General features: G+C 64.3%; 9 protein-coding genes. 2 read left to right on the top strand and 7 right to left on the bottom strand.

What is annotated here, in order from left to right; translation table 11 throughout:
* From GFD18_RS08975 to GFD18_RS08965, 3 genes are all read right to left on the bottom strand, one after another.
* Positions 1-1762 (bottom strand): ABC transporter ATP-binding protein (locus GFD18_RS08975; RefSeq protein ID WP_163228276.1); only part of this gene is annotated, 1762 nt, incomplete at its 3' end.
* 50 nt (positions 1763-1812) lie between these two features.
* The gene (locus GFD18_RS08970) at positions 1813-3624 is read right to left on the bottom strand and encodes an ABC transporter ATP-binding protein (protein WP_163198614.1); all 1812 of its coding nucleotides are present in this window, start codon (positions 3622-3624) and stop codon (positions 1813-1815) included.
* 203 nt (positions 3625-3827) lie between these two features.
* The gene (locus GFD18_RS08965; RefSeq protein WP_163198616.1) at positions 3828-4289 is read right to left on the bottom strand and encodes a MarR family winged helix-turn-helix transcriptional regulator; all 462 of its coding nucleotides are present in this window, start codon (positions 4287-4289) and stop codon (positions 3828-3830) included.
* Between the two features lie 472 nt (positions 4290-4761).
* Between GFD18_RS08965 and GFD18_RS08960 the strand changes: the two genes are divergently transcribed.
* Entirely contained in the window at positions 4762-6231 is a 1470-nt protein-coding gene (locus tag GFD18_RS08960; RefSeq protein ID WP_163198619.1) for an amino acid permease, read from the top strand.
* Positions 6232-6372: 141 nt separating this feature from the next.
* On the opposite strand, the gene GFD18_RS08955 is transcribed toward GFD18_RS08960, so the two are convergent.
* On the bottom strand, positions 6373-7374 hold the full coding sequence (locus GFD18_RS08955; RefSeq protein ID WP_318644533.1) for an alpha/beta fold hydrolase: 1002 nt from the start codon (positions 7372-7374) through the stop codon (positions 6373-6375).
* Between the two features lie 224 nt (positions 7375-7598).
* Between GFD18_RS08955 and GFD18_RS08950 the strand changes: the two genes are divergently transcribed.
* Positions 7599-8813: an alcohol dehydrogenase catalytic domain-containing protein gene (locus GFD18_RS08950; RefSeq protein WP_204313965.1), complete on the top strand. Its 1215-nt coding sequence runs from the start codon at positions 7599-7601 to the stop codon at positions 8811-8813.
* Between the two features lie 113 nt (positions 8814-8926).
* Here the strand turns inward: GFD18_RS08950 and GFD18_RS08945 are convergent, their stop codons facing one another.
* The 3 genes from GFD18_RS08945 to GFD18_RS08935 form a co-directional block, all read right to left on the bottom strand.
* On the bottom strand, positions 8927-10753 hold the full coding sequence (locus GFD18_RS08945; RefSeq protein ID WP_163198625.1) for a hypothetical protein: 1827 nt from the start codon (positions 10751-10753) through the stop codon (positions 8927-8929).
* A 141-nt stretch (positions 10754-10894) separates the two neighbouring features.
* Positions 10895-16624 carry a beta-1,3-specific beta-L-arabinofuranosidase gene (locus GFD18_RS08940; protein WP_204313966.1) on the bottom strand — a complete coding sequence of 1910 codons (5730 nt, stop codon included), beginning with the start codon at positions 16622-16624 and terminating at the stop codon, positions 10895-10897.
* Between the two features lie 739 nt (positions 16625-17363).
* Positions 17364-21971 carry a family 43 glycosylhydrolase gene (locus GFD18_RS08935; RefSeq protein ID WP_163198628.1) on the bottom strand — a complete coding sequence of 1536 codons (4608 nt, stop codon included), beginning with the start codon at positions 21969-21971 and terminating at the stop codon, positions 17364-17366.
* Positions 21972-22261 lie beyond the last annotated feature (290 nt).

Below are 22261 nucleotides of genomic sequence, written 5' to 3'. Positions count from 1 at the left end.
CGCGTTCGATGATGTCGCCGTCCTTCATCACGAGAATCATGTCGGCGTTCTTGATGGTCGAGAGGCGATGCGCGATGACGAACGACGTGCGTCCCACGGTCAGCTGGTCCATGGCCTTCTGGATCAGCTCCTCGGTTCGCGTATCGACGGACGACGTGGCTTCGTCGAGAATCAGGATCGGCGCGTCCTGAATCATGGCTCGCGCGATGGTGAGCAGCTGCTTCTGGCCGGCGGACAGGCTCGTGTTGTCGTTGAGCACCGTGTCGTAGCCATCGGGCAGGGAGCGGATGAACCGGTCGAGTCCCACGGCGCGGCAGGCGGCCTGCACCTGCTCGTCGGTCACGCCCTGCTTGGAGTAGACGATGTTCTCGCGGATGGTGCCTTCGAAGGTCCAGGTGTCCTGCAGCACCATGGCGAACTGGTTGTGGACCTCGCTGCGCGGCACCGACGCCGTCGAGATGCCGTCGATGCGGATGTCGCCGCCGTCGAGATCGTAGAAGCGCATGAGCAGGTTGACCATGGTGGTCTTGCCGGCGCCGGTCGGGCCGACGATGGCGACCTTCTGCCCGGCCCTGACCTTGGCGCTGAAGTCGTGGATGACGGGTTTGCCCGGCTTGTAGCCGAAGCGTACGTGGTCGAATTCCACATCGCCGCGCAGGCCGTTGCTGTCGCCGGCCTCATCGGCGATGCGACGTCCTTCGAGCGCCGTCTCGTCGCTCATTTCCGGCTCCTCGAGGAAGCCGAACACGCGTTCGGATGCCGCGGCGCAGCGCTGGAGGTTCTGGAACGCCTGCGCGAACTGGCTGAGCGGCTGTGTGTAGAGGCGGATGTACATCATGAACGCCACGATGACGCCGAATTCGATGGTGCCGTTCATGGCGAGCGCGGCGCCGACCACGCAGACGGCCACGTAGCCGAGATTGCCGATGAACTGCATGATGGGCATCATGAGGCCGGAGAGGAACTGCGACTTCCAGCCGGAGACGTACAGACGGTCGTTGTACTTCTCGAACTGCGCGATGGAGTCGTCCTCGCCGGAGTACGCCTTGACGATGACGTGGCCGGCGTACATCTCCTCCACGTGGCCGTTGACCTCGCCGAGGGCGAGCTGCTGCAGCGTGAAGTACTTCTGCGACGCCTTCATGATAATCATCATGATGATGAGGCCGATGACGCTGACGCCGATGGCGGTCAACGTCATGGTCACGTTGTTGTAGAACATCATGATGAGCGAGCCGACGAACAGCGTGATCGACGTGATGAGCGAGCCGAGCGACTGACCGAGCGTCTGGCCGATGGCGTCGACGTCGTTGGTGATGCGGCTGAGAACATCGCCGTAGCTGGTCTTGTCGAAGTATTTGAGCGGCAGGCGGTTGATCTTCCTCGAGATCTCGTCGCGCAGACGCTGGGCGGTGCGCTGGGTGACAGTCGCCATGATCCAGCTCTGCACGTAGGTGAGCAGCGCGTAGCCGACGTACAGCACCACGAGCGTGACGCAGATCTTCACGACGGCGTCGAGGTCGATGGCGTTCATGACCGGACGTCCGTTGACCATGGCGGGCAGGCCCTTGGTGATCTCGTTGGTGACGTCCTTGAGTTTATCGGGTCCGATGATCTGGCAGACGGTGCCGGCGGCGCCGAGAATCAGCGCGACGACCATGGCGGGCAGATACCGCTTGCAGAAGCGGACGAGCTTGCCCATGATCTTGCCGAAGTCCTGTGGTTTTTCGGTCGTCTGGTTGCGACCCATTGGTCCTGGCATATGGTTCTCCTTATAAGTCCGTTGGATTCGATGGCGCTGCCTACGCGCGGCTAGGCGGCGAGCTCGGCTTCGCTGAGCTGGGATTCGGCGATCTCGCGGTAGACCTCGCAGTTCTCCAGCAGTTCGTGATGCGTGCCCTGGCCGACCACGCGGCCGCCGTCGAGCACTATGATGCGGTCGGCGTGCATGATGGTGCCGATGCGCTGGGCCACGATCAGCTTCGTGGAGTCGGCGCATTCCCTGGCGAGCGCCTCGCGCACCTCGCGGTCGGTGCGGAAGTCGAGCGCGGAGAACGAGTCGTCGAACACGAGGATCTCCGGATGGCGCCATACGGCGCGGGCGATGGACAGGCGCTGCTTCTGGCCGCCGGAGACGTTCGAACCGCCCTGGGCGATCTCGGCGTCGATGCCGTCCGGCATCTTGCTTACGAATTCGCTGGCCTGGGCCACGTCGATGGCGGCCTGCACGCCGGCCGCGGTCGCGGTGCCGTCGGCATCGGTGGCGTCGGTGCCGGCACCGTTCAGGCCGGTCTTGTCGCCGTAGGCCACGTTGCTGGCCACGGTGCCCTTGAACATCACCGAGCGCTGCGGGACGTAGCCGATCTTGTCGCGCAGGGCCTTGAGCTCATAGTCGCGCACGTCCACGCCGTCGACGAGCACCCGGCCCTCGGTGGCGTCGTAGAATCGCGGCACGAGATTCACCAGAGTGGATTTGCCGGAGCCGGTGGAGCCGATGAAGGCGACCGTCTGCCCCGGTTCGGCCCTGAAGCTCACATGCTCGAGCATCGGCTCGCGCGAATCGGGATAGGTGAAGCTCACGTCGCGGAATTCGACCTCGCCGCGCAGCTCGCGGCCGGCGGCGTCCTTCGCACCGGCGGTTCGCGTGCCGGAGACCACGGTGGGCTCGGTGTCGAGCACTTCGAGGATGCGCTTGGCGGAGACGTCGGCGCGTGGCCAGAGCACGAACACCATGCTCATCATGAGGAAGCTCATGATGACCTGCACGGAGTAGCTGGAGAACACCACCATGTTCGAGAACAGCGTGAGCTTGTCGGTCATGTCGGCCGCGTCGATGAGGTAGGCGCCGATCCAGTAGACGGCGAGCATGAGGCCGTTCATCACGGTGTTCATCAGCGGCATCATCACGCTCATCGCACGGTTGGTGAACAGCTGCGTGCCGGTGAGCTCGTCGTTGGCACGGTCGAACTTGGCCTCCTGATAGTCCTCGGCGTTGTAGGCGCGCACGACGCGCAGACCGGTGAGGTTCTCGCGCGAGACACGGTTGATGTTGTCGGTCAGCGTCTGCATGGCCTTGAACTTCGGCATGACCAGCGCCATGAGGACGGCGATGGCGATCAGCAGGACCACGACGGCCACGCCGGTGGCGAGCGTCCAGTCAAAGCCCTTGCCGGCGATCTTGCACACGGCCCATACGGCCATGATCGGCGACTGGACGAGCAGCATGAGGCCCATGGTCACGAACATCTGGATCTGCGTGATGTCGTTCGTGGAGCGGGTGATGAGGCTGGCCGTGGAGAAGCGGTTCATCTCGGCGGGGCCGAACGATTCGACGCGCGAGAACTCCAACGAGCGCAGACGACGGCTGAACGACGCGCCCACGCGGGCGGTGATCAGACCGGTCAGCGCCATGCAGACGACGGCTCCCAACGAAACGGCGAGCATCTTGCCGCCGGCGACCCATACGTCGTGCATCTCACTGCCGGGGGTCTCGACGAGGCGGGTGATGTCGGCCATGTAGTCGGGCAGTTCCAGATTGAACCAGATCTGCGCCACGGTGAGCAGCAGGCCGACGAACAGCTGCCCCCATTCGGCTTTGGAAAGGTATTTGCAAATGCGTATCACGATAGTTCCCCTGTTTTCCTTGTTGTTTTCCCGAAATTTAGTTTCCAGTAATTATTGTTTACGGTGTTCAAGATTGGTCAAAAATAAGACCCGGACGAACCGGGACCATAAAATCGGCTTTCGAAGGCGCATTGCTTAAGTCCTCGCCCTTTCGCAGACGGCTTTCCCAAGCCGCCAACGGACGACGCAAGGCCCGCGAAGCGTCAGATCGCACATGGCGGACCCTCCGGCGGCGAGGGGAAGCCCTCGTCGCGCATATAGTCGACGAACTCCTTGCAGCGGTCGAGGAACTGGCGCGTATGATCCTCCCCCATGCGTTCGAACACATGGACGAAGCGGTCGTGAATCTCGGTGAAGGTCCGACGGTCGGCCTCACGGCCTTTGTCGGTGATGCTCACCAGCACGTTGCGGCGGTTGGACGGGTCGGTCTCGCGAACGACCATCCCCTTCTTCTCCAGGCGGTCCAGAATCGCGGATACGCGACCGGGGCTCACGGCAAGCATGTCGGACATACGGCCCGGGGTCAGCGGGACGCTGGACATGGCCAGCATGTGCAGCGCCGGCATCTCGCCCTTTGCGCCGCGGTTCACCGTGTCGATGTTCTTGCCGCGACTGCGCACGGCGAGGGCGAACATCTCATCGACGGCGTCTTCGGCATATCCCATGACGACCCCTTTCCGAGAATCCGACGCCATGTGCCGACATCGCAGGATGTCGGATGACGCCGCATGACACCGTGCGGCATCATGACGTCACCACGCGTCGTTCTCGATATATTTTCTACCACCAATATTTCATAGTGTCAAATATCGACGTCCCCACGCCCGCCGCCGCGCCTTTCGCATATCCCGCGATTCCTTCGCCCGCAGCCCCAAACACCGAAAACCCAAGGCCTTCAAAAGACGAAATCCCGTTCAATGGACGAAAAACGACCGCTGACATACGGTGCGGCTACCCTCGGTACACGGCAAACAAACGACCACGGATGTTTCACGCAGACGAAGGATGTTTCACGCGCGATGTTTCACGTGAAACACGCGCGGCCGCGCACACGCGTTTCACGACGCGACGCCGCACGGCCGCGCATAACGCGAGGACACAACCGCCGGCCGCATCACAGAGAAGGAAGGGAACGTCATGGCCGAGAACCCATCGACCAAACCCCGCGAGACCGACGACGTGCCGGTGCCCGCGAGCCTGCGTAAATCATTGAAGAACCGTCATATCCAGCTCATCGCGCTCGGCGGCGCCATCGGAACCGGCCTGTTCTACGGCTCGTCCGAGTCCATCGCGCTGGCCGGACCGGCCATTCTGCTGGCCTACCTCATCGGCGGTCTTGCCATCTTCATGATCGTGCGAGCGCTGAGCGAGATGTCGGTCGAAGACCCGAAGGCCGGCGCATTCAGCTACTACGCCACCCAGTACTGGTCCAAGCGCGCCGGTTTCGTCTCCGGCTGGAACTACTGGTTCAACTACATCCTCGTCTCCATGGTCGAGCTGTCCGTGGTCGGCACGTTCGTGAACTACTGGTTCCCCGCTATCCCGACGTGGGTCTCGGCGGCAGTGTTCCTCGCCGCCATCGCGGCGGGCAATCTGCTCGGCGTCAGCCAGTTCGGCGAGTTCGAGTTCTGGTTCGCCATCATCAAGATCGTGGCCGTCGTCGCCATGATCCTCGGCGGCCTGGCCGTCATCATCTTCGCCCTGCCGACCGATTCGGGCATCAAGGCCAGCTTCGCCAACTGGTTCACCGTGGGCGGCGGCTTCTTCCCCAACGGTCTGATGACCCACACCGACAGCGGCTGGACCGGCCTGCTCATGGCCCTCGTCGTCGTGATGTTCAGCTTCGGCGGCACCGAGCTCATCGGCATCACCGCCGGCGAGACCGAGGACCCGCGCCGCACCATCCCGCGCGCCACCAACGACATCATCTGGCGAATCCTCGTCTTCTACATCGGAGCCCTCGGCGTCATCATGGCCGTGGTGCCGTGGAACATGATCGACGGCAAGTCCAGCCCGTTCGTGCAGATCTTCGACTCCGTGGGCGTCCATGCGGCCGCCGGCATCCTCAACTTCGTATGCCTCACCGCCGTGATGAGCGTCTACAACTCCGGCCTGTACGCCAACTCCCGCATGCTGTACTCGCTGGCCAAGCAGGGCAACGCCCCCGCCTACCTCGGCAAGCTCAACAAGCACGGCGTGCCCGTGGCCGGCGTGCTCACCTCCGCGGTGATCACCGCCATCGCCGTGGTGGTCGTGTTCCTGTGGCCCGAGTTCGCGTTCAACTACCTGATGTCCATCGCCACCATCGCCGGCATCATCAACTGGACGATGATCATGTTCACCGAGATGAAGTTCCGCCGCATCGCCTTCGCGGGCAAGTCTCCGGCCGACTCCGCACTGGCCGGGCTTTCCGGCCAGAAGGCGCTCGACGCCATCCACTTCAAGCTGCCCGCCGCCAAGGTGACGCCGTGGATCGTGCTCGCGTTCCTCGCGCTCGTGGTGGTGCTCATGCTCTTCTCCCCCAGCTACCGCGTGGCCGTGATCGCCGGCGTGATCTGGCTGGCCGTGCTGCTGGCCGCCTACCAGCTCACCCAGGCGAAGAAGTAGAGGGATAGCGCACCCGAATCATCCATCCCCATCAATCGCCCATCGTCTTCATTGCGGCACGTCGGCTTCGGCCCCCGGTCTGCAACGAAGACGATGGGCGATCGCCGTATGCGCGTACGTATGCGCGTACGTATGCGCGTGTCACGCGCGACGCCAGAAATCCACCAATGCTTCAGCGAACTCCTTTGGCCGGTCGTAGGTCGGGATATGCGCGGCGTTCTCGAACGCGGCCGGCGTTATCCCCAACGCCTCGGCCTCGCGGCCGTAGACCGCGGTCGGCCAGACGTCGTCATCCACGCCATACATGATGTTCATCGGCAGGCCCTTATGCAGCCGCCGCAGATCGTCGGTCACGTCGTCGAACCGCGTCATGAAATCCGCCACGGACGCCAGATGATGCCGCGACGTCGCATGCATGTTCTGACGAAACAGTTCGGCCAGCCTGTCGCCCTGCGGCTCGTCGCGCAGTTTGGGACGATAGGCGTAATACAGCAGCATCGGGCCGAATACGCGAATCAGCGTCGGCGCCGCCGCGAACAGCGGCGTACGCCGTACTGGCACCGCGCCCGAATCGAACACCGTCAGCGAGCGCAGCAATTCCGGCCGCCGCAACGCCACCCGGCGGGCCACGACGCCGCCGAAGCTGTGGCCGACCAGGTCGACGGGCCGGTCGCGTGCGCCAAGGCGTTCCAATATCTCGCAGCCGTCGTTTACGAAATCATCCAAATCGTAGGCCCGGCGATCGAATGGCACGGCCGAGTCGGCCTGCCCCCGCTGACTGTACGCCACGATGGCGGTGGAACGGCCGGCGTCAACACGACCGGCATCAGATTCCCGGTCGATGGCTTCATGACCGGCCGAGGCCTCATGAATCCCCAACGCTTTCCACAGCGTGGGGAAGAACGGGATGAAATCCTCCTTCGAGCCGGTGAAGCCGGGGATGAACACGGCCACGCGGTCGGCGGAGTCGAGATTACGCGAGCCGATCGCCGTAAATCGGCCGATCGAGCAGTCGATGCCGAATGTGCGAAGAAAATCCGGGGTGTCGAACGGCCCGAACTGCGGGATTCTGGGAAAACGATAGCTCGCCATCCGTTCAGCATAGGTCCCGTTCCATTGAAAACGCGAGTTTTGTGGCCCCACCGCATGCAATAGGGCTCTTTTCGTTCCACATCGTTGAAATTCCAACGACCTGAAACCTCGACCCGGAAACCGAAGCCATATGCCTCGCAAAACGGCGCGGAAGCGTCATCGGAGCTCCACACTCTCGCAACCAACAACGCCTACCATGAGGTTGTATGAGTGTTCTACACGAAGACATTGGCAGTGACGCAATAAACGGCAACGAAGCTAACGACGACAACGATATGAACGGCGGCATAATCGGCAGTCCGACCAACGAGGCCGCCGGTGAAAGCAACAATCCGACGACCAGGCCCGCCGCGGCTCCCGCGACCATGCATGCGTGGCAGATACGCGAACAGCCGGGACCCATCACCGGAGACCCCTTGGAATGGGTGGAGAAACCCGTGCCGCAACCCGGGCCGGGCGAGGCGCTGATCCGTGTGCTGGCGTGCGGCGTGTGCCGTACCGACCTGCATGTCTCCGAAGGCGATCTGCCGGTGCATCGCGACCATGTGACGCCGGGCCATGAAGTGGTCGGCGAGATCGTGGCGTTGGGACCGGACGCCGGCATCGACGTGTTCGGCAACCGATTCGAAGCGCATATCGGCGAGCGCGTGGGCGCGGCGTGGCTGCGGCATACGTGCAGCGAATGCGAATTCTGCCATAGCGGCAAGGAGAATCTGTGCCAGCATTCGCTGTATAACGGCTGGGATGCGAACGGTGGATACGCGGAGTATATGGTGGCGCCCATCGAGTACCTGTATTCGCTGGAGCCGCTTCTGGGAGGCGGCGACGGCGCAGGCAGCACCCCGTATTCGGTGCAGACCGTGGCGCCGCTGCTGTGCGCCGGCATCATCGGGTTCCGCGCACTGAAACGCACCGGGCTGCTGGACGGGATCTCGTTCGATGGTCTTGACCTCGACAAGGCCCGTGAGCAGATCGCCGCGCGACTGGGCCATAAGCCGGTGCTGGGATTGTATGGCTTCGGCGGGTCCGCGCATATCACCGCACAGGTCGCGTTGGCGCTGGGCATGCGCGTGCATGTGCTCACGCGCGGCAAGGAGGCGCAGCGTCTGGCGTTGAAGCTGGGCTGTGCGTTCGCCGACGACGCCTATGAGATGCCTCCGGAGCCGTTGGACGCGGCCATCATCTTCGCGCCGGTCGGGGCCATCGTGCTGCCGGCGCTGGAGGCGCTGCGTCCGGGCGGCGTGCTGTCGTTGGCCGGCATCCATATGAGCGATGTGCCGGCGCTGAACTACGAGAAGCATCTGTTCCACGAGAAGGAGATCCGTTCCGTGGAGTCGAATACGCGGCAGGACGGCCGTGAGTTCCTGGCGTTCGCCGCGGCGCATCACATCACCATCGACGCGCATCCGTATCCGCTCGATCAGGGCCAGCAGGCGCTGAAGGACCTGAAGGCCGGCGCGTTCACCGGCGCCGCCGTATTGATGCCATGAGATCGGGCGAGTATACGTCCATGAAGTAGTGCATCGAGCGGGGACAATGGGGAACTGCCGAGTGGACAGCTCCCCTCACGCATGAGGGGAGCCAATCCGGAAAGCGTCCTGCGCTACGCGCGGCGCTTGCACAGGGCGACGCCGACGCCGGCGAGCACGACGGCGGCCAGGACCACCGCACCCACGGCCGCGCCGGTCCTGCCCAGCCTGCCGGCGTTGGAGCCGGACTTGCCGGACTGCTCGTTGCCGCCGTACTGGGAGCCGCCGCCATTGCCATCGGCATCGGTCGCGGAGCCCGAACCGGTCGAGATGCCGGAACCGTTCCCCTGCTGCGACGGCTGCGTACCGGGCTTGTCGGAAGGCTTGTCGTTCGGCTCCGGAGAGGGGTCGGGCTTCTGCGAAGGCTCGGGATCAGGAGTCTCGCCCTCACCGCCGGAGCCCTCGCCTCCCGAGCCGGAACCGTCGCCGCCCTCCGGCAACGTCCACAGCAACGTTCCCGCCGCCGGCCAGTTCCTCCCCGAGGCGCCGACATCAAGCCCTTCCGGCATCGCGCGCTCGTAGGCTTCGGCCAGATATCGGTATGCCTCGCCGGTCATGTCGACCTTGCGCACCGACTTGTAATAGTTGTACAGCACGCCGAGATACACGGTCACGTCGCCGTCGTTGGACACATTCCGATTCTCGGAAACCGTCACGCCATCGCGATTGAACGAGAATTCACGCTGCGGCGTCCATGTCACGGCCACGCCCGTATGGTATTTCACGTAATAATCCACGCCGGCAAGCAGACGGTCGTCGCCGAATTCGAACGGCGTAACGGCGTCCTTCGCGTTCGAGACCACGCCGGTGCGCGCGTCGACCTTCGTGCCCTGCACATAGATCGCCTGCGCGAGCGTGGTCAGCCCGCCGATGTCGTCGCGCGCGTGACCGGCGTCGCGTCCCATTTCGGCGACCTGCACATGCTGCTCCGATTCGGGCAGCGCCTCGCCGGTCAGCTCGTTTTCGGTCATCCATTTCATCTGATAGTTGATGGAGCCGGTGCCGTTGTCGGCGGAGATATCGTCCGCGCCGCCGCCGACGATGCGTTTGACGGCGCGCGCATACGATTCGCCGTCGTTCTCCCAGACGGCCTTGGCGAGCAGTCCGGCCAGACAGAACTGCTCCTGATTATGGAATCGACGCTGTTGGAATCCGAACGCCGGCTCATACATATCCAGCGCCTTGGTGAACCGTGCGGTATCGTCGTCGTTCCAGATGAGCGAATCATCGGCGGCGGAGCCGTCTGCCGCCGGCGCGGGATCGGTCGCGCGCATGATCTCCGCGGCCATGGCAAGGTTCGCGCTGGCGACGCCGAGACGGAAGCTGTACGTGCCCTGCACGAATTCGACGGACGCGTATTTGCGGATGATGTTCAACGCCGTGGCACGATACGTGTTGTCGCCGGTGATGTACCACATGACGGCCTGCTTGAACGCGGTGTCGCCGTCCCATTGGAATCGCATGGCGAAATAATCCTGCGGATCGATGGACTTCTTGCCGCAGTAGTCGGTCTTCCATGGTCCGAGCACGTTGACGAAGCACGACTCGTAGTAGACACGCGGATTCTTCCTCGCGAACGCATAGGACGAGTACGCCTTGTAGGCACTGAGCCACGGCTCCTTGCCGGCGCGGACGCCGTCGCGCATGGCATTGAGATAGTCGGCGTTCATGATGACACCGGGATGGTGGAACGTGACCGTCTTCCCCACACTGTCGGTCGGGTCGGTGAAGGACACGGTGTTGGTGGAGTCCTCGGCCTGGGGGACGTAATCGGTGATGCCGGGAACCGTGACGGACTCGTCGGCGGAGGCGGCGGAGCCGGGAATCAGCAGTCCGGCAAGCAACACGGCGAGGCCGACGATGGCCGCCATAAGGGAACGGATGATGGAACGGGAAGGCACGAAACAACCTCGCTGTCGATGATGGAAGACGACGATGACGGACCGAGGGAAGCGGGCGCCCCACGCGGTACGCGCGGCTCCCCTCGCTCCCATCAAGATTGAGGGGAGCCGAGGGGAGCCGCTTCGGGAAAGCATCCTGCGCTACGCGCGGCGCTTGCGCAGGGCGACGCCGACGCCGGCGAGCACGACGGCGGCGAGGGCGATCACGCCCACGGCCGCGCCGGTCCTGCCCAGCCTGCCGGCGTTGGAGCCGGACTTGCCGGACTGCTCGTTGCCGCCGTACTGGGAGCCGCTGCCATCGGCATCGGCATCGGTGGAGGAACCGGAACCGGTCGAGCCGTTCGACGAACCCGAACCGTTGCCGCCGGGCTGCTGACCGTTGCCGTCCGAGTTGCCACCATTGCCCTCGGCAGGCACCGTCACGGTGATCTGCGCGCTGGCGCCGGTGGTCGGGTCGGTCACGGTCACGGTGGTCTCGCCGGCCTTGAGGCCCTTGATGCGGCGGTCGGAGGTCGGGTTGGCGCCCATGTCGACGAAGCCGACGACCTTCTCGTCCGCGATCTTCCAGTCGAGCTTGCTCACATCGACGCCGTCGCCCTTGACCGTCACGTTCAGGCCGGTTTCGGCACCGATCTTGAGCGTGAGCCTGCCGCCGTCCACACCGTCGCCGGTGATGTTCAGCGTCGGCTTGACCGGAGTGGTCTCCTCGGCCTTCTCCAGCTTCACGGTGTACGTGGTCTTGGAGCCGTTCTCGGCGGTCACGACGACCGTCACGACGTCCTTGGCGACGGTGACGTCGGCCGTGGCGGCCGTGGCGCCCAGCGTGTACTCGACCTGCTGAGCGGTGACGCCGTCCGGGTCGGCGACCTTCACGGTCGTGCCGTCGGCCGTGGCCGCGGCCTTGAGCTGGTCGGCGGTCAGCGCGACGCCGGCGACGGCGAGCGACTTGAGCGAGGAGTCGTCCGACTTCTTCGCCTCGACAGTCACGTCGAACGTGGCGGTCTTGGTCTCGTCGGCCTTGAGCTTCACGGTCAGGGTCTGCTTGCCGGCCTTGGAGCCGTCGAAGCCGGAGACGGTGTAGTCGGCGGCGTCAAGGACCTTTTCGGTCTTGTCGCTCATGACGGCGGTCACTTCGAGGCCGTCGGCGTCGAACTTGTCGCCCACGGTGTACGTGGTCTTGGCCGGCTGCTTGGTCACCTTGATGGATTCCACGGTCGCTTCGGCCGGCTCGTCGCCGTCTTCGCCCGGGAACAGTTCGGCGAGGCCGACGGCGCGGTTCCAGATCTTGAAGTTGTCGATCTGGCCGCCGAAGTCCTTGTCGGATCCGTAGAACGACAGGCCGAGGTAGCCGGAGGCGCTGGTGGTGCCGGCGAAGTCGGCGGCGGTCAGCGTGGTGGTCTTGGTGGCCACGAGCTTGCCGTCAAGGTAGTAGCTGATGGACTTGCCGCCCTTGACGACCACGTCCACGTGCACCCACGTGTTCTTGGCGGGCGTGGAGCCGGTCAGCTGGGTCTGCGAGCCGGACTTCGAGGCCTCGACTCGCGTGTTGGAGCCGCAGCTGACGATGTTCACCAGATAGTTCTTGTCGTTCTGGCCGAGGGCCCACGGGTAGACGCAGGTGTTGGCGCCGTCCCACTGGTAGTCGGCGGAGATGGTGATGTCCTTCTGGCCGGTTTCGACCACGCCGGACGGGATTGTCACGTACGCCGAGCTGCCGTGGTTGCCGCCCGGCACCTTCAGCGACTTGCCGTTGTCGTCATGGTCGGCGAGGGTGGCGCCGGAGTTCACGATCTTGCCGTCGAGTTTGTCGCCGGCGGAGCCGGTGTTGTCGACGACGGCGTTCGCGTCGGCCGAGGCGGAGTCGCCGTCGAACGTGTACTCGAGGACCGGGTCGCCGGACGGCACCTTGGCGCCGTCCTTGACGATGGTGACCGTGTAGTACTTCACGGTCTTGTGGTCCTGTGCGTAGGAGGCGATGTCGACGGTGGTCACGTCGTTGTCGAGCGTGATCGTGCGGTCCTTCGTGTCGTCGATGATGACGCCGTCGACGGTGACGTACGATCCGGCGTCCTTGACGCCGATCGTCGCGTCGACGGACTTCGCGTTCTTCGGCACGGTGAGCGTGTACGCCGTCTTCGAGGACTTGAACGCGGGCGCGAGGTCGCCTTCGCTGAACTTCAGCGACTTCAATGCGGCGTCGTCGTTCAGCCCGGCAGCGTTCTGGGTGCGCACGCCGTAGACGCCGCCGACGAGGCCGCCGGTGGACTTGAACAGCACGCGGACCTTGCCGTCCTTGGCCTGGGCGACCAGGTCGGCGGGCAGTTCCTGCGTATCCCAGTAGAAGGCGTTGGCGCCGTTCCTGTCGTTGATGGTGACGGTGTAGGTCTTCGCGTTGGCGGAGACCTCGCCCTTCGAGTTGTCGGCGACCGGCGTCGGGTCGACGATCATGCTGAACGTGCGGCCCTTGTCTCCCGAGTAGTACTGCGTGCTCAGGTAGTTCCTGGCACCGGCGGTCACCTTCAGGTCGTAGCTGAACCAGCCGTTGGCCTTGGCGTCGCGGTACTGCTTGCCGGCGTAGGTGCCGGCGTTCGAGTCGTCGGACTTGGCGGCGTTGTGGGCGAGCTCCTGCTGGAACTCGTTGTCGAAGGCGTCGACCGCGTCGGTGATGAGCGACTGGGTGGCGGCGTCGGTCTTCTTCTTGAGGATGTTCTGCTGGTAGGCGCTGGAATCGACCTCGGCCATGTCCCAGTAGATGGCGTACGTGGTCTTGTACGTCGAGTAGTAGGGGTGCAGTTCGAGTCCGGCGGCGTCGCCGTCGACGTTCTTGAACTTGAACGTCAGGGTTTCGCGGTTGCCTTCGTCGGCCTTGTCGGTGCGCACGAGGTTGCCGGTCTTGCCGTCGGCGCTGACGCCCTTGAGCCACTCGCTCACGCTCTGGCCGTCAGTCGGGATGACCGCGGCCTTCGCGTTGGCGTCGGAGTCGTAGTTGGCCACGCGCACCTTCACGCCGCCGTACGAGTAGTTCGTCTTGTAGTTGGTGTCGGTGAGCGCGCCGGCGAGCACGACGGGGCCGTACTGGAAGGCGACCCAGTTCTTGTTGTCGGCGGCGTCGATGGCCTGGAGCTTGGCGGGCAGCGTGTACGAGATTTCCGTGCCGTTCCTGATGGCGACCGTCAGCCAGCCGTTGGCGTCCTTGGTGAGCTCCTGCGTCTTGCCATCGACGACGAGCTTGACGCCGGAGGCGATGGCCCATTCGGGCACGCGCAGCTTGAGGTTGGCGGAGCCGGAGCCGGAGACCTTGAACGTCACAACGTCCTGCTTCGGCACGTTGGCCGTCTGGACGATCTTCAGGTCGTGGCGCTTGTCGGTGTAGGTGGACGACCAGAACATGTTCACGTAGACGTTGTCGGCGTCGGTGAAGTAGAACGAGTCGTTGAGCTTGGCGAAGTTCTCGATGCCCGTGCCCTGGCAGCACCAGTACTCGCCGATCGCGCTGCCGAACCAGTCGGCGTCGTAGTCGGTGCCGGAGACGCCGAACACTTTCGGGTAGCCGGCCTTCATCGGCTGGAAGTACATGGTCATGCCGGTCTCGGGGTTCTGCGAGGCCACGATGGCGTTGATGAACGTGTGCTCGTAGTACTCGGAGTACTTGGAATCCTTGGTCACCTGGAACAGCAGTCGGGCGAGCTTGAGCATGTTGTACTCGTTGCAGGTCTCCACGGTGGAGAAGTTGCGGTAGCCGCCGTTCTGGTCGCCGTTCTGGGTGGCGTCCTTCCACAGCTGGTCGGCCACGTGGAAGTGCTCGGACTGCGAGTTGCCGCCGTTCACGTACGTGTGGTCGTTGACGACGATGTCGAAGAAGTTCTTCGCGGCCTTGAGGTACAGGCTGGTGAGCTTGTCCTGCTCGTCGGCGGAGAGGCTGTTGTAGAGGTCCTGGTCCTCGGTGTAGGCCACATAGCGCTGCATGGCGCCGGTGAGCTTCGGGATGGTGGTGTTGGCGTGCAGGCCGTTGAGCACGTCCTGGCCGTTGGCGAGCTTCTGGAACAGTGCGGTCTCGTCGAAGAGGTGCGCGGCCTGGAGCACGGTCTGCTTGTCTTCGGCGTTCGCGATCTCCGCCACCTGGTAGAGCGCGTCGTTCATGCCGCCGTATTCGGTTTGGAGCATGTTGGTGGAGGCGTGCGCGGCCTTCCAGTTGACGACGTACTTGGCGAAGTCGACGGCCGCGTCCTTGGCGGTCTCGCGGGTCTCGGCGTCGGTGGAGTACTCGTACGCCTGCACCATGCCGGCCTCGATCTTATGCAGGTTGTAGAACGGCACGAGCAATCCGCCACCGCCGTTCGGCACATAGCTGGCCGAGAACGCGGGGAAGAAGCCGGCGTTGGCGGCGTCCTTCTTGGCGTAGGCCTCCTGCGCCTCGCGGATGCCCTTGACCACGGCGGTCAGGTTGGCGGAGAGCTCCTTCTTCTGAGCGTCCGTAGCGAACGTGGAGCGCTGTGCCTGCGAGGCCGCGGAGATCCAGTGGCCCACGAAGTGGCCGGTAAAGCGGGTCGGGTTGTTGGACTTGTCGGGGTTGCGCGAGCCGGACGGGCCGTTCTCCCAGCCGCCGTAGTTCTGCACGCCCTTGGTGTCGAGGCCGGCGTTCGCGCGGAACTCGACGAGCAGTCGATCGGGCTTGAAGCTCAGCAGGTATTCGACTTCCTTCTTGCCCGCGTTCTGCAGGTAGGAATCCGAAACGGTCACGTTCTCCATGCCCTGCTCGGAAAGGTAGTTCTTCAGGTATTCCACGTCGCCGCTGCTGCCGTTGTCGGTCTGGGCGGGCACGGTCACGGTGAACGTCTTGCTCACAGCCGCTGAGCCGTACGACGAGGTGACGGTGATCTTGGCGGTCGCGTCCTTCTCGCCGACAGCCGGTCGGGTCACCACGCCGTCGTTCGAGACGACGTCCTGGTTGTCGGAGACGTAGGTAAGGGCCGAACCGTTGGCGGCGTCGGCGTTGAACGTCAGGTTGGCGGTGGCCTTCGACGTGATGTTCACGTTGTCGAGCGCGGCCTGCGCGAGCTTTTCGGCGCTGAAGTCCTTGACGCCGATCTTGGCCTCGCGTTCCACGTCGGCCGTGGTGGCGACGGTGCTCCACAGCTTCACGTCGTCAAGCGAGCCGGTGAGCTGGCCTCCGCTGGCATGCGTGCCGTTCCAGCCGATGTACTTGGTGGTGTCGTCGGCGGCGATCGTGCCGGCCGACGTCGTGTTGCCGGCGGTCGCCGTCCTGCCTTCGCCGTTGATGTAGAACTTCGCGGTCTTGGTCTTGGCGTCGAACGTGACCATCACGTGCGTCCACGTATTCGCCGGGAAGATGTCGGCGCGGCTGCCGGAAAGGTTGAATTCGAGCGGCTGTCCGCTGCCGGCGCCGTTCGCGCCCACGCCCACGGAAAGCACGAGCGGCTTGGAATCGGAATTCGAGCTCAGATACCAGCCGTTGTCGTTGTACTTGCCCTTGCCCCACATGAGGATCTGCTCGCCGGTCATCGTGGCGCTCGGATTCCAGTAGAACGATAGCGAGAGGCTTTCGGGCTGCAGCTTCTGGCTTGCGCCGAGGCTCAGCGCGCCCTTGTCGAGCCTGACGGCCTGCCCGTCGACGCCGTCCACGTAGGTCGGTGTGCCCTTGTACGCGGCGACGGCGTTCCCGGCCGTGCTGTCATCGTTCAGATTGCCGTTGAATCCGAGGCTGAGCACGTTGTTGGCATCGGTCGTCGCCTCGGTGATCGATGACTTGTCGGCCGCATACGCCGCGCCGGCCGGCAGCAGCGCCAGCAGCATCGGCACGGTCGCGGCCATCGCCACTCCCCTGCGCCACCGTGATGGTTTCCTATCCATGCGAGATTCGTCCTCCTCTTGACTGTGTCCCGTGATGTTCCTCCCCTGCCGTGGCGTGCTTTGACGAGATTCGATATCGGCTGTCGCCGCCGTTCTCTCCCATCGTCGAAGGGGTGTTCGTCTTCGCAACGGGTTTGTCGGCGGTCTGCCGGACGATCGGCTGACCGGCCCATCAATCGATTGGCCGATCGGTTGACCGGAAATCGGATGGCCGGAAATCAATCGCAAAATCGATTGCGAAATCGATTGGCCGGGCCGTCGTCGTCTGCTCCTCCTTGCGCGGGGCCCTCGCTGTTGAGGACCTGCACCTGGTCGGCACGGTTTTCAGTTGTGCCGACCGCCACGTCGACAGGGCACACCGACCGTCGTGCGTCAATCCGTTGACGCACGGCAATCGTCGTGATGCCGTCGATGCCATTGCGACGATGCGTTTGTCATATATCGTTTGGCGTTGCGACATACATCACTGTGTGACCGCTAACACATCATTCTATCATGAGACCGCTCACAAACCCGCTGGGCACCGCAACTCAGTCACATACCAAAAGAGCGTTTCACCCATCCCGTTCACGAATGGTGTGATATCGGCGCATTCACACATTCGTGTGCGTGAAAACGAAGGGCCTCTCGTCCGTCGTGGAAGACCACGGACGAGAGGCCCCTTGATGGGCAACGCCCATCAGCCGGCTGCGCCGACGACGTCTCCCCTCAAACCTGCGGGGAGCCGGTCAACGGCGCCTTACGCGCGACGGCGACGCAGCGCGAGGACCACGCCGGCGCCGGCAAGCGCGACGGCCGCGAAGGCCACCACGCCCACGGCGGCACCGGTACGGCTCAGCTTGCCGGATTCGGAACCGCCCTGCTCGTTGCCGCCGTACTGCGAGCCGGACTGGCCCGCGCTGCCGGACGGCTTGGCGGCGCCGTTCGAGCCATTGGCATTCGAAGAACCGCTGCCGTTGCCCGACTGGCCCGGCTGCTCGCCGCCGCCATCGGTGACGACGGTGACCTCGACGGTCGCGGTCTTGCCGTTCGCCGTGGTGGCGGTCACCTTGGCGGTGCCGGTCTTGAGAGCCTCGAAGGTCTGCTCGCCGGCGACGGCGGCGCGGGCCTTCGTATCAGCGGCGGCGGCCTTGAGCACGGTCTCGTCGGAGGACTTCCACGCGACGGTCGTGTCGGTGGCGTTCTCCGGCTCGACGGAAGCGGTCAGCTTCACGGACGCGCCGACCTTCAGCGTGAGCTTGCCGTCTGCGACACCGTCACCGGAGATGGCGACGGACGCGACCGGCACATCAGGCTGGCCGGGCTTGGCGAGGGCCTTCTGGGCGGCAGCGAGGTCGGCGGTCGCGGAGTCGACGTCCTTCTGGGCGATACCGGAGTCGAGGAAGGTCTGCTTGGCCTTCTTGGCCGCGGCGAGCGCGTCCTCGAACGCCTTCCAGCTGTCGTCGGTGTAGCCGTCGTTCGTCACCTTGCCGGCGACGTCGATGGCCTTGTCGAGTGCGGTCGTGTCGGCCATCTTGACGGCGCCCACGCCTTCGTCGGTCGGCTTGATGGTCTGCATCAGGCCGTCCTCGCCGAAGTGGATCTCGTCGATGGCGGTCTCGCGGTGGTAGCCGAGGCCGCTGGTGAACACGCCGAGCGGCGTGTAGTGGCGATGGTAGGCCATGAACCAGCGGTCGTTGCCGTCCGCGTCGGTCACGTGCACGTCGGACTGGTGTGCGGTGCCCTGCAGGTTCTTGGAGGTGTCCTTCTGCAGCAGCACGCCCTTGTACGTGATGGCGCCGTCGATGGAGTCGGAGACGCCGTACTCGACGTGGTAGTTCGGCGAGTTGGCGTCGTCGCACGACCAGGTCCAGTGGTACTTGCCGTCACGGTAGGCGACGACCACGGACTCGCGGAAGTTGCGCAGGCCGTTGAGCTTCTTCACGGTGCCGGCCTTGACGCTCATCATGTCGTCGCTGAGTTCGGCGATGGCGGGCGTGCCGTTGCCGTACAGGATGTACGACTTGTTGGTCTTCGGGTCGGTGAAGATCGACGGGTCGATGGCCTGGCCGACGGTCACGCCCTCCATGGTGCGCGTGACGATCGGCTGGTCGGCGGCCTTGTACGGGCCGGCAGGGTTGTCGGCCACGGCAACACCAATCGCGGACTGGCCGTTCGGGTACTTGGCGCAGTAGTAGAAGAAGTACTGGGCCTTGCCGTTGATGACCTTCTTCTCGATGGTCGGCGCCCACGCGGAGCCCACGGACCATGGCGAGACGGTGGTCTGGTCGGTCCAGTAGGACTGCTTGTTGCCTTCGTGGCTCTTGTCCACGTCGAGGATCACGCCCTCGTCCTTCCAGTTCTTCAGGTCGGTGGACGACCATGCGTGGAAGTAGTTGCCGCTCCAGCTCTTGAATCCGTCGGTGGTCGGGAAGATCCAGAACTTACCGTCGAAGTAGTCGATGTCGGGGTCGGCGTACTGGCCGGGCAGCACCGGGTTGTTGCCCACGGTGGCGGCCTTGAGCGTCCACGTCTCCGCGGTTCCGTCGGCGTAGGTGACGACGAGCTTGCGGTCCTTGGTCAGGTCGGCGGTGCCGCCGTTCGTGAACGCCTGGCCGTCGAGCGTGAGCTTGACGGTGTCGGCGCCGCGGTTGAACGACACGGTGACCGGGGTCTTGGCGGCGTCGCCGCGGCCGTTGAGCACGGTGGTGACGGTCCTGGCGTTCCAGTCGAGCGAGGAGCGCACGAGGGAGTGGTCGTCGGTGCCGCGAAGATCGGCGGCCTCGTCGGCCGTCGGGGCGCTGCCTACGTTGATGCCCTGCAGCGTCACTGGGCTGGCGTCCTCGATCTCCTTGTCGGAAAGCACACGGCCGTAGATCTTCACGTTGTCGAGCAGGCCGGAGTAGTACTCGCCGGAGCCCCAGTTGGCCTTGCCCAGCTGGAGGATGCCGCCGCCCTCGCCGAGGATGCTCGGCAGTTCGAGGCCCTTGACGTCGGTGCTTTCCTTGACGAGCGCACCGTTGACGAACACGCGGGTGGCGGTGTCGCTCACGGTGACGGTCACCTTGTACCAGCCGCTTGCAGTCGCGGAACCGCTGGCGTTGCCGCGGGTGTCACGGTTGCCGTCGGTGTTGTAGCGCTCCACGCTCACGGAACCGGGCTTGGCCATCACGCCGAGATAGTGCTCGGACTTGTTGTAGACGGGTGCGGCGGTGCTCGGCGCGGCGTAGAACGCCCAGCCGGGGTTGTTGGCGTCGGGCTTGGCGTCGAAGGTGACGGTCAGGTCGTTTACGCCCTTGAGTAGCGGCGTGCCGTCGGCCTTGGTCACGTTCAGCCAGAAGTCCTTGCTCACCTTGGCCGCAGCGGTGTTGTTCTTGTCGTTCGTCGCCACGGCGGCCGTGCCTTCGATCGTCGCCTTGGCTGCGGAGCCGGCGTCGTTGATGTCGCCGGTCGCGCCGGCCTTCAGGTCGTCGAACGTGAAGTCGGCGAGCACATCACCCGTCGGCTGGTCGGGATCGGGATCGGTGGCGCCGGAATCGGAGATCTCCGAGGCGGCGAGCGCACGGTTCCACACCTTGACGTTGTCGAACGAGCCCTTGAAATACGGGTCGCTGTAGAACGACTTGCCGAGGTAGCCGATGAGGTTCTTGCCGAGGTCGGAGACGGTGGCGGAGGTGGCCTTGTTCTGGGCGACCTGCTGGCCGTCGGAGTAGACGGTCATGGTCTTGTCGTCGAGGACGACGGTGACGCGGTGCCATGCTCCGTCGAGCGTGGCGTCGGCCTTGGATTCGGCGCCGTAGGAGCCGACGGTGATGCGGTTGGCGAGCGTGCCCTTGTTGTACTTCATGAAGTAGTACTTGGCGGTGCTCTTGCCGAATGCGAATGTGAACTGGTTCGTGTTCGCGGCGGTCTCGGACTTGACGTCCATCTGCACGGTCAGCTTGTTACGGCCGTCGAACAGACCCTTGGGGAACTCGGCGTACGTGCCGGAAGTGCCGTCGAGCGTGAGGACCTTGCCGGAGGGGGCTGCCGAGGCGGTGTCGTCGGCCTGTGCGGCGGCGGCATCGGCGTCGGTTGCGGCGGCCGCGCCGTTGAGGGTCAGGTCGTTGCTGCCGGTGCCGTCCTTGCCGGCGGAGGTTCCGTCGAAGTCATAGGTGGCGATCGGCGCCGAGCCGGCGGCGTCGGGCGTGACGGTCTCGACCTCGTCGCCGTAGGCGGCGAGCACGGCCTTCTGTTCGGCGGCCGTCAATGCCATCACGCTGCCGTGGCGGAAGCGCAGCGGGAAGTTGGAGGTGGTCTTCGTGGTGCCCTTGCTGGCCTTGAAGTCAGCGAGGTTGGCGATGGTGAAAGCGCGGTAGCCCTGGTTGTCGCCCATGATGACCCACGAGCCGTCGGTCTTCTGGAAGACGGTGAGGCCTTCGATGCCGCCGAGGCCCGCGGCCGACGTGGTGATGATCTTCTGGTCCCCCTGCGCCGGGTTGTTGGCCTTCTGGTATTCGGCGAGCTTGGATGTGCCGTCGGCGTTCACGGCGTTGTCGCGGTCGACGAGACGCGTCCAGTGTTCGGCGTCAAGCGTGGGCGAGGTGTCGACGACGGTGTTCCAGTCGGAGGTGGAGAAGCGGTAGTAGTTGCCGTCCTCGCCCTTGACGATGGTCGTGTCGATGATGTTGGCGTTGCCGACGCCGCTTTCGTCGATCCAGCGTTCCGGCGTGGTGAAGGTCTTGAAGTCCTTGGTGTACGACTTGTAGACGCCGAGCGGGGTGCTGGTGTTGCTGTTCGGCTTGGACGACCAGTACACGAGGTACTCGCCCTTGGCCTCGTCGTAGATGGCTTCCGGCGCCCATGCGCGGTTGGCGTCGTCCCAACCGGCGAACACGGCCTCGGCCTTCGTCCAGTTCACCAGGTCCTTGGACTTGGAGACGATGAGATTCTTGGACTGCTGGCTCCAGTCCTTGCCGCCCGCCGATCCTTCGGCGTGCAGGTCGGTGCCGATCATGACGTACTTGTAGCCGTCGGCGTCGGCCTCATGCAGGCGGATGATGTGCGGGTCACGGATGCCCTTGTTGGCCACGTCGGATGTGATCAACGGCTGGTTGTCGTTGAGCTTGTTCCACGTGACGCCGTCGGCGCTGTAGCCGTAGTAGATCTTCTCGTAGTCCGTGGCCTCGAAATGCAGCCACAGGTAGCCGTTGCTGCCGTCGGCCACATCATCGGTGGCGGCGGCCTGCGTGACGGACTGCGTCTGTTGTGCGGCGAGCGCCTTGGCCACTACCGCCTGCGTGGTCGGACTGACGATCGACGTCGCCTCCGCCGCGTTGGCCGCCGGCACTATCGCCGCCAGCATCGGTATGGCGGCAACCGCTGCCACCACTTTTGTCCATTTCCCCATGATTCTCCTCTGAAATGGGTGGATTGAATCGATATTGAGTTATCGCGATATTCGGTTATGCATATTCAGTTGTGGTCATTGAGTCCGGCGGGATGGGTTGTGACCGTTGCCGTTCTCGGATGGATATGGGCATCGTCGTTGTGCGCGCTCACATCATCGGCGGCAATACAGCCTCGCATTGCCATGATGTTTTTGCGCGACGTTTCGTCGGACCTTGACGACCCGTCACATGTGAACCCTCACAAAGACTTTCGTTCATTCTACAGCAT

This window comes from Bifidobacterium saimiriisciurei (assembly GCF_010667655.1).
GTDB lineage: Bacteria > Actinomycetota > Actinomycetes > Actinomycetales > Bifidobacteriaceae > Galliscardovia > Galliscardovia saimiriisciurei.
The sequence above is the reverse complement of the archived record's forward strand: the minus strand, read 5'-3'. Positions and strand labels throughout refer to the sequence as shown.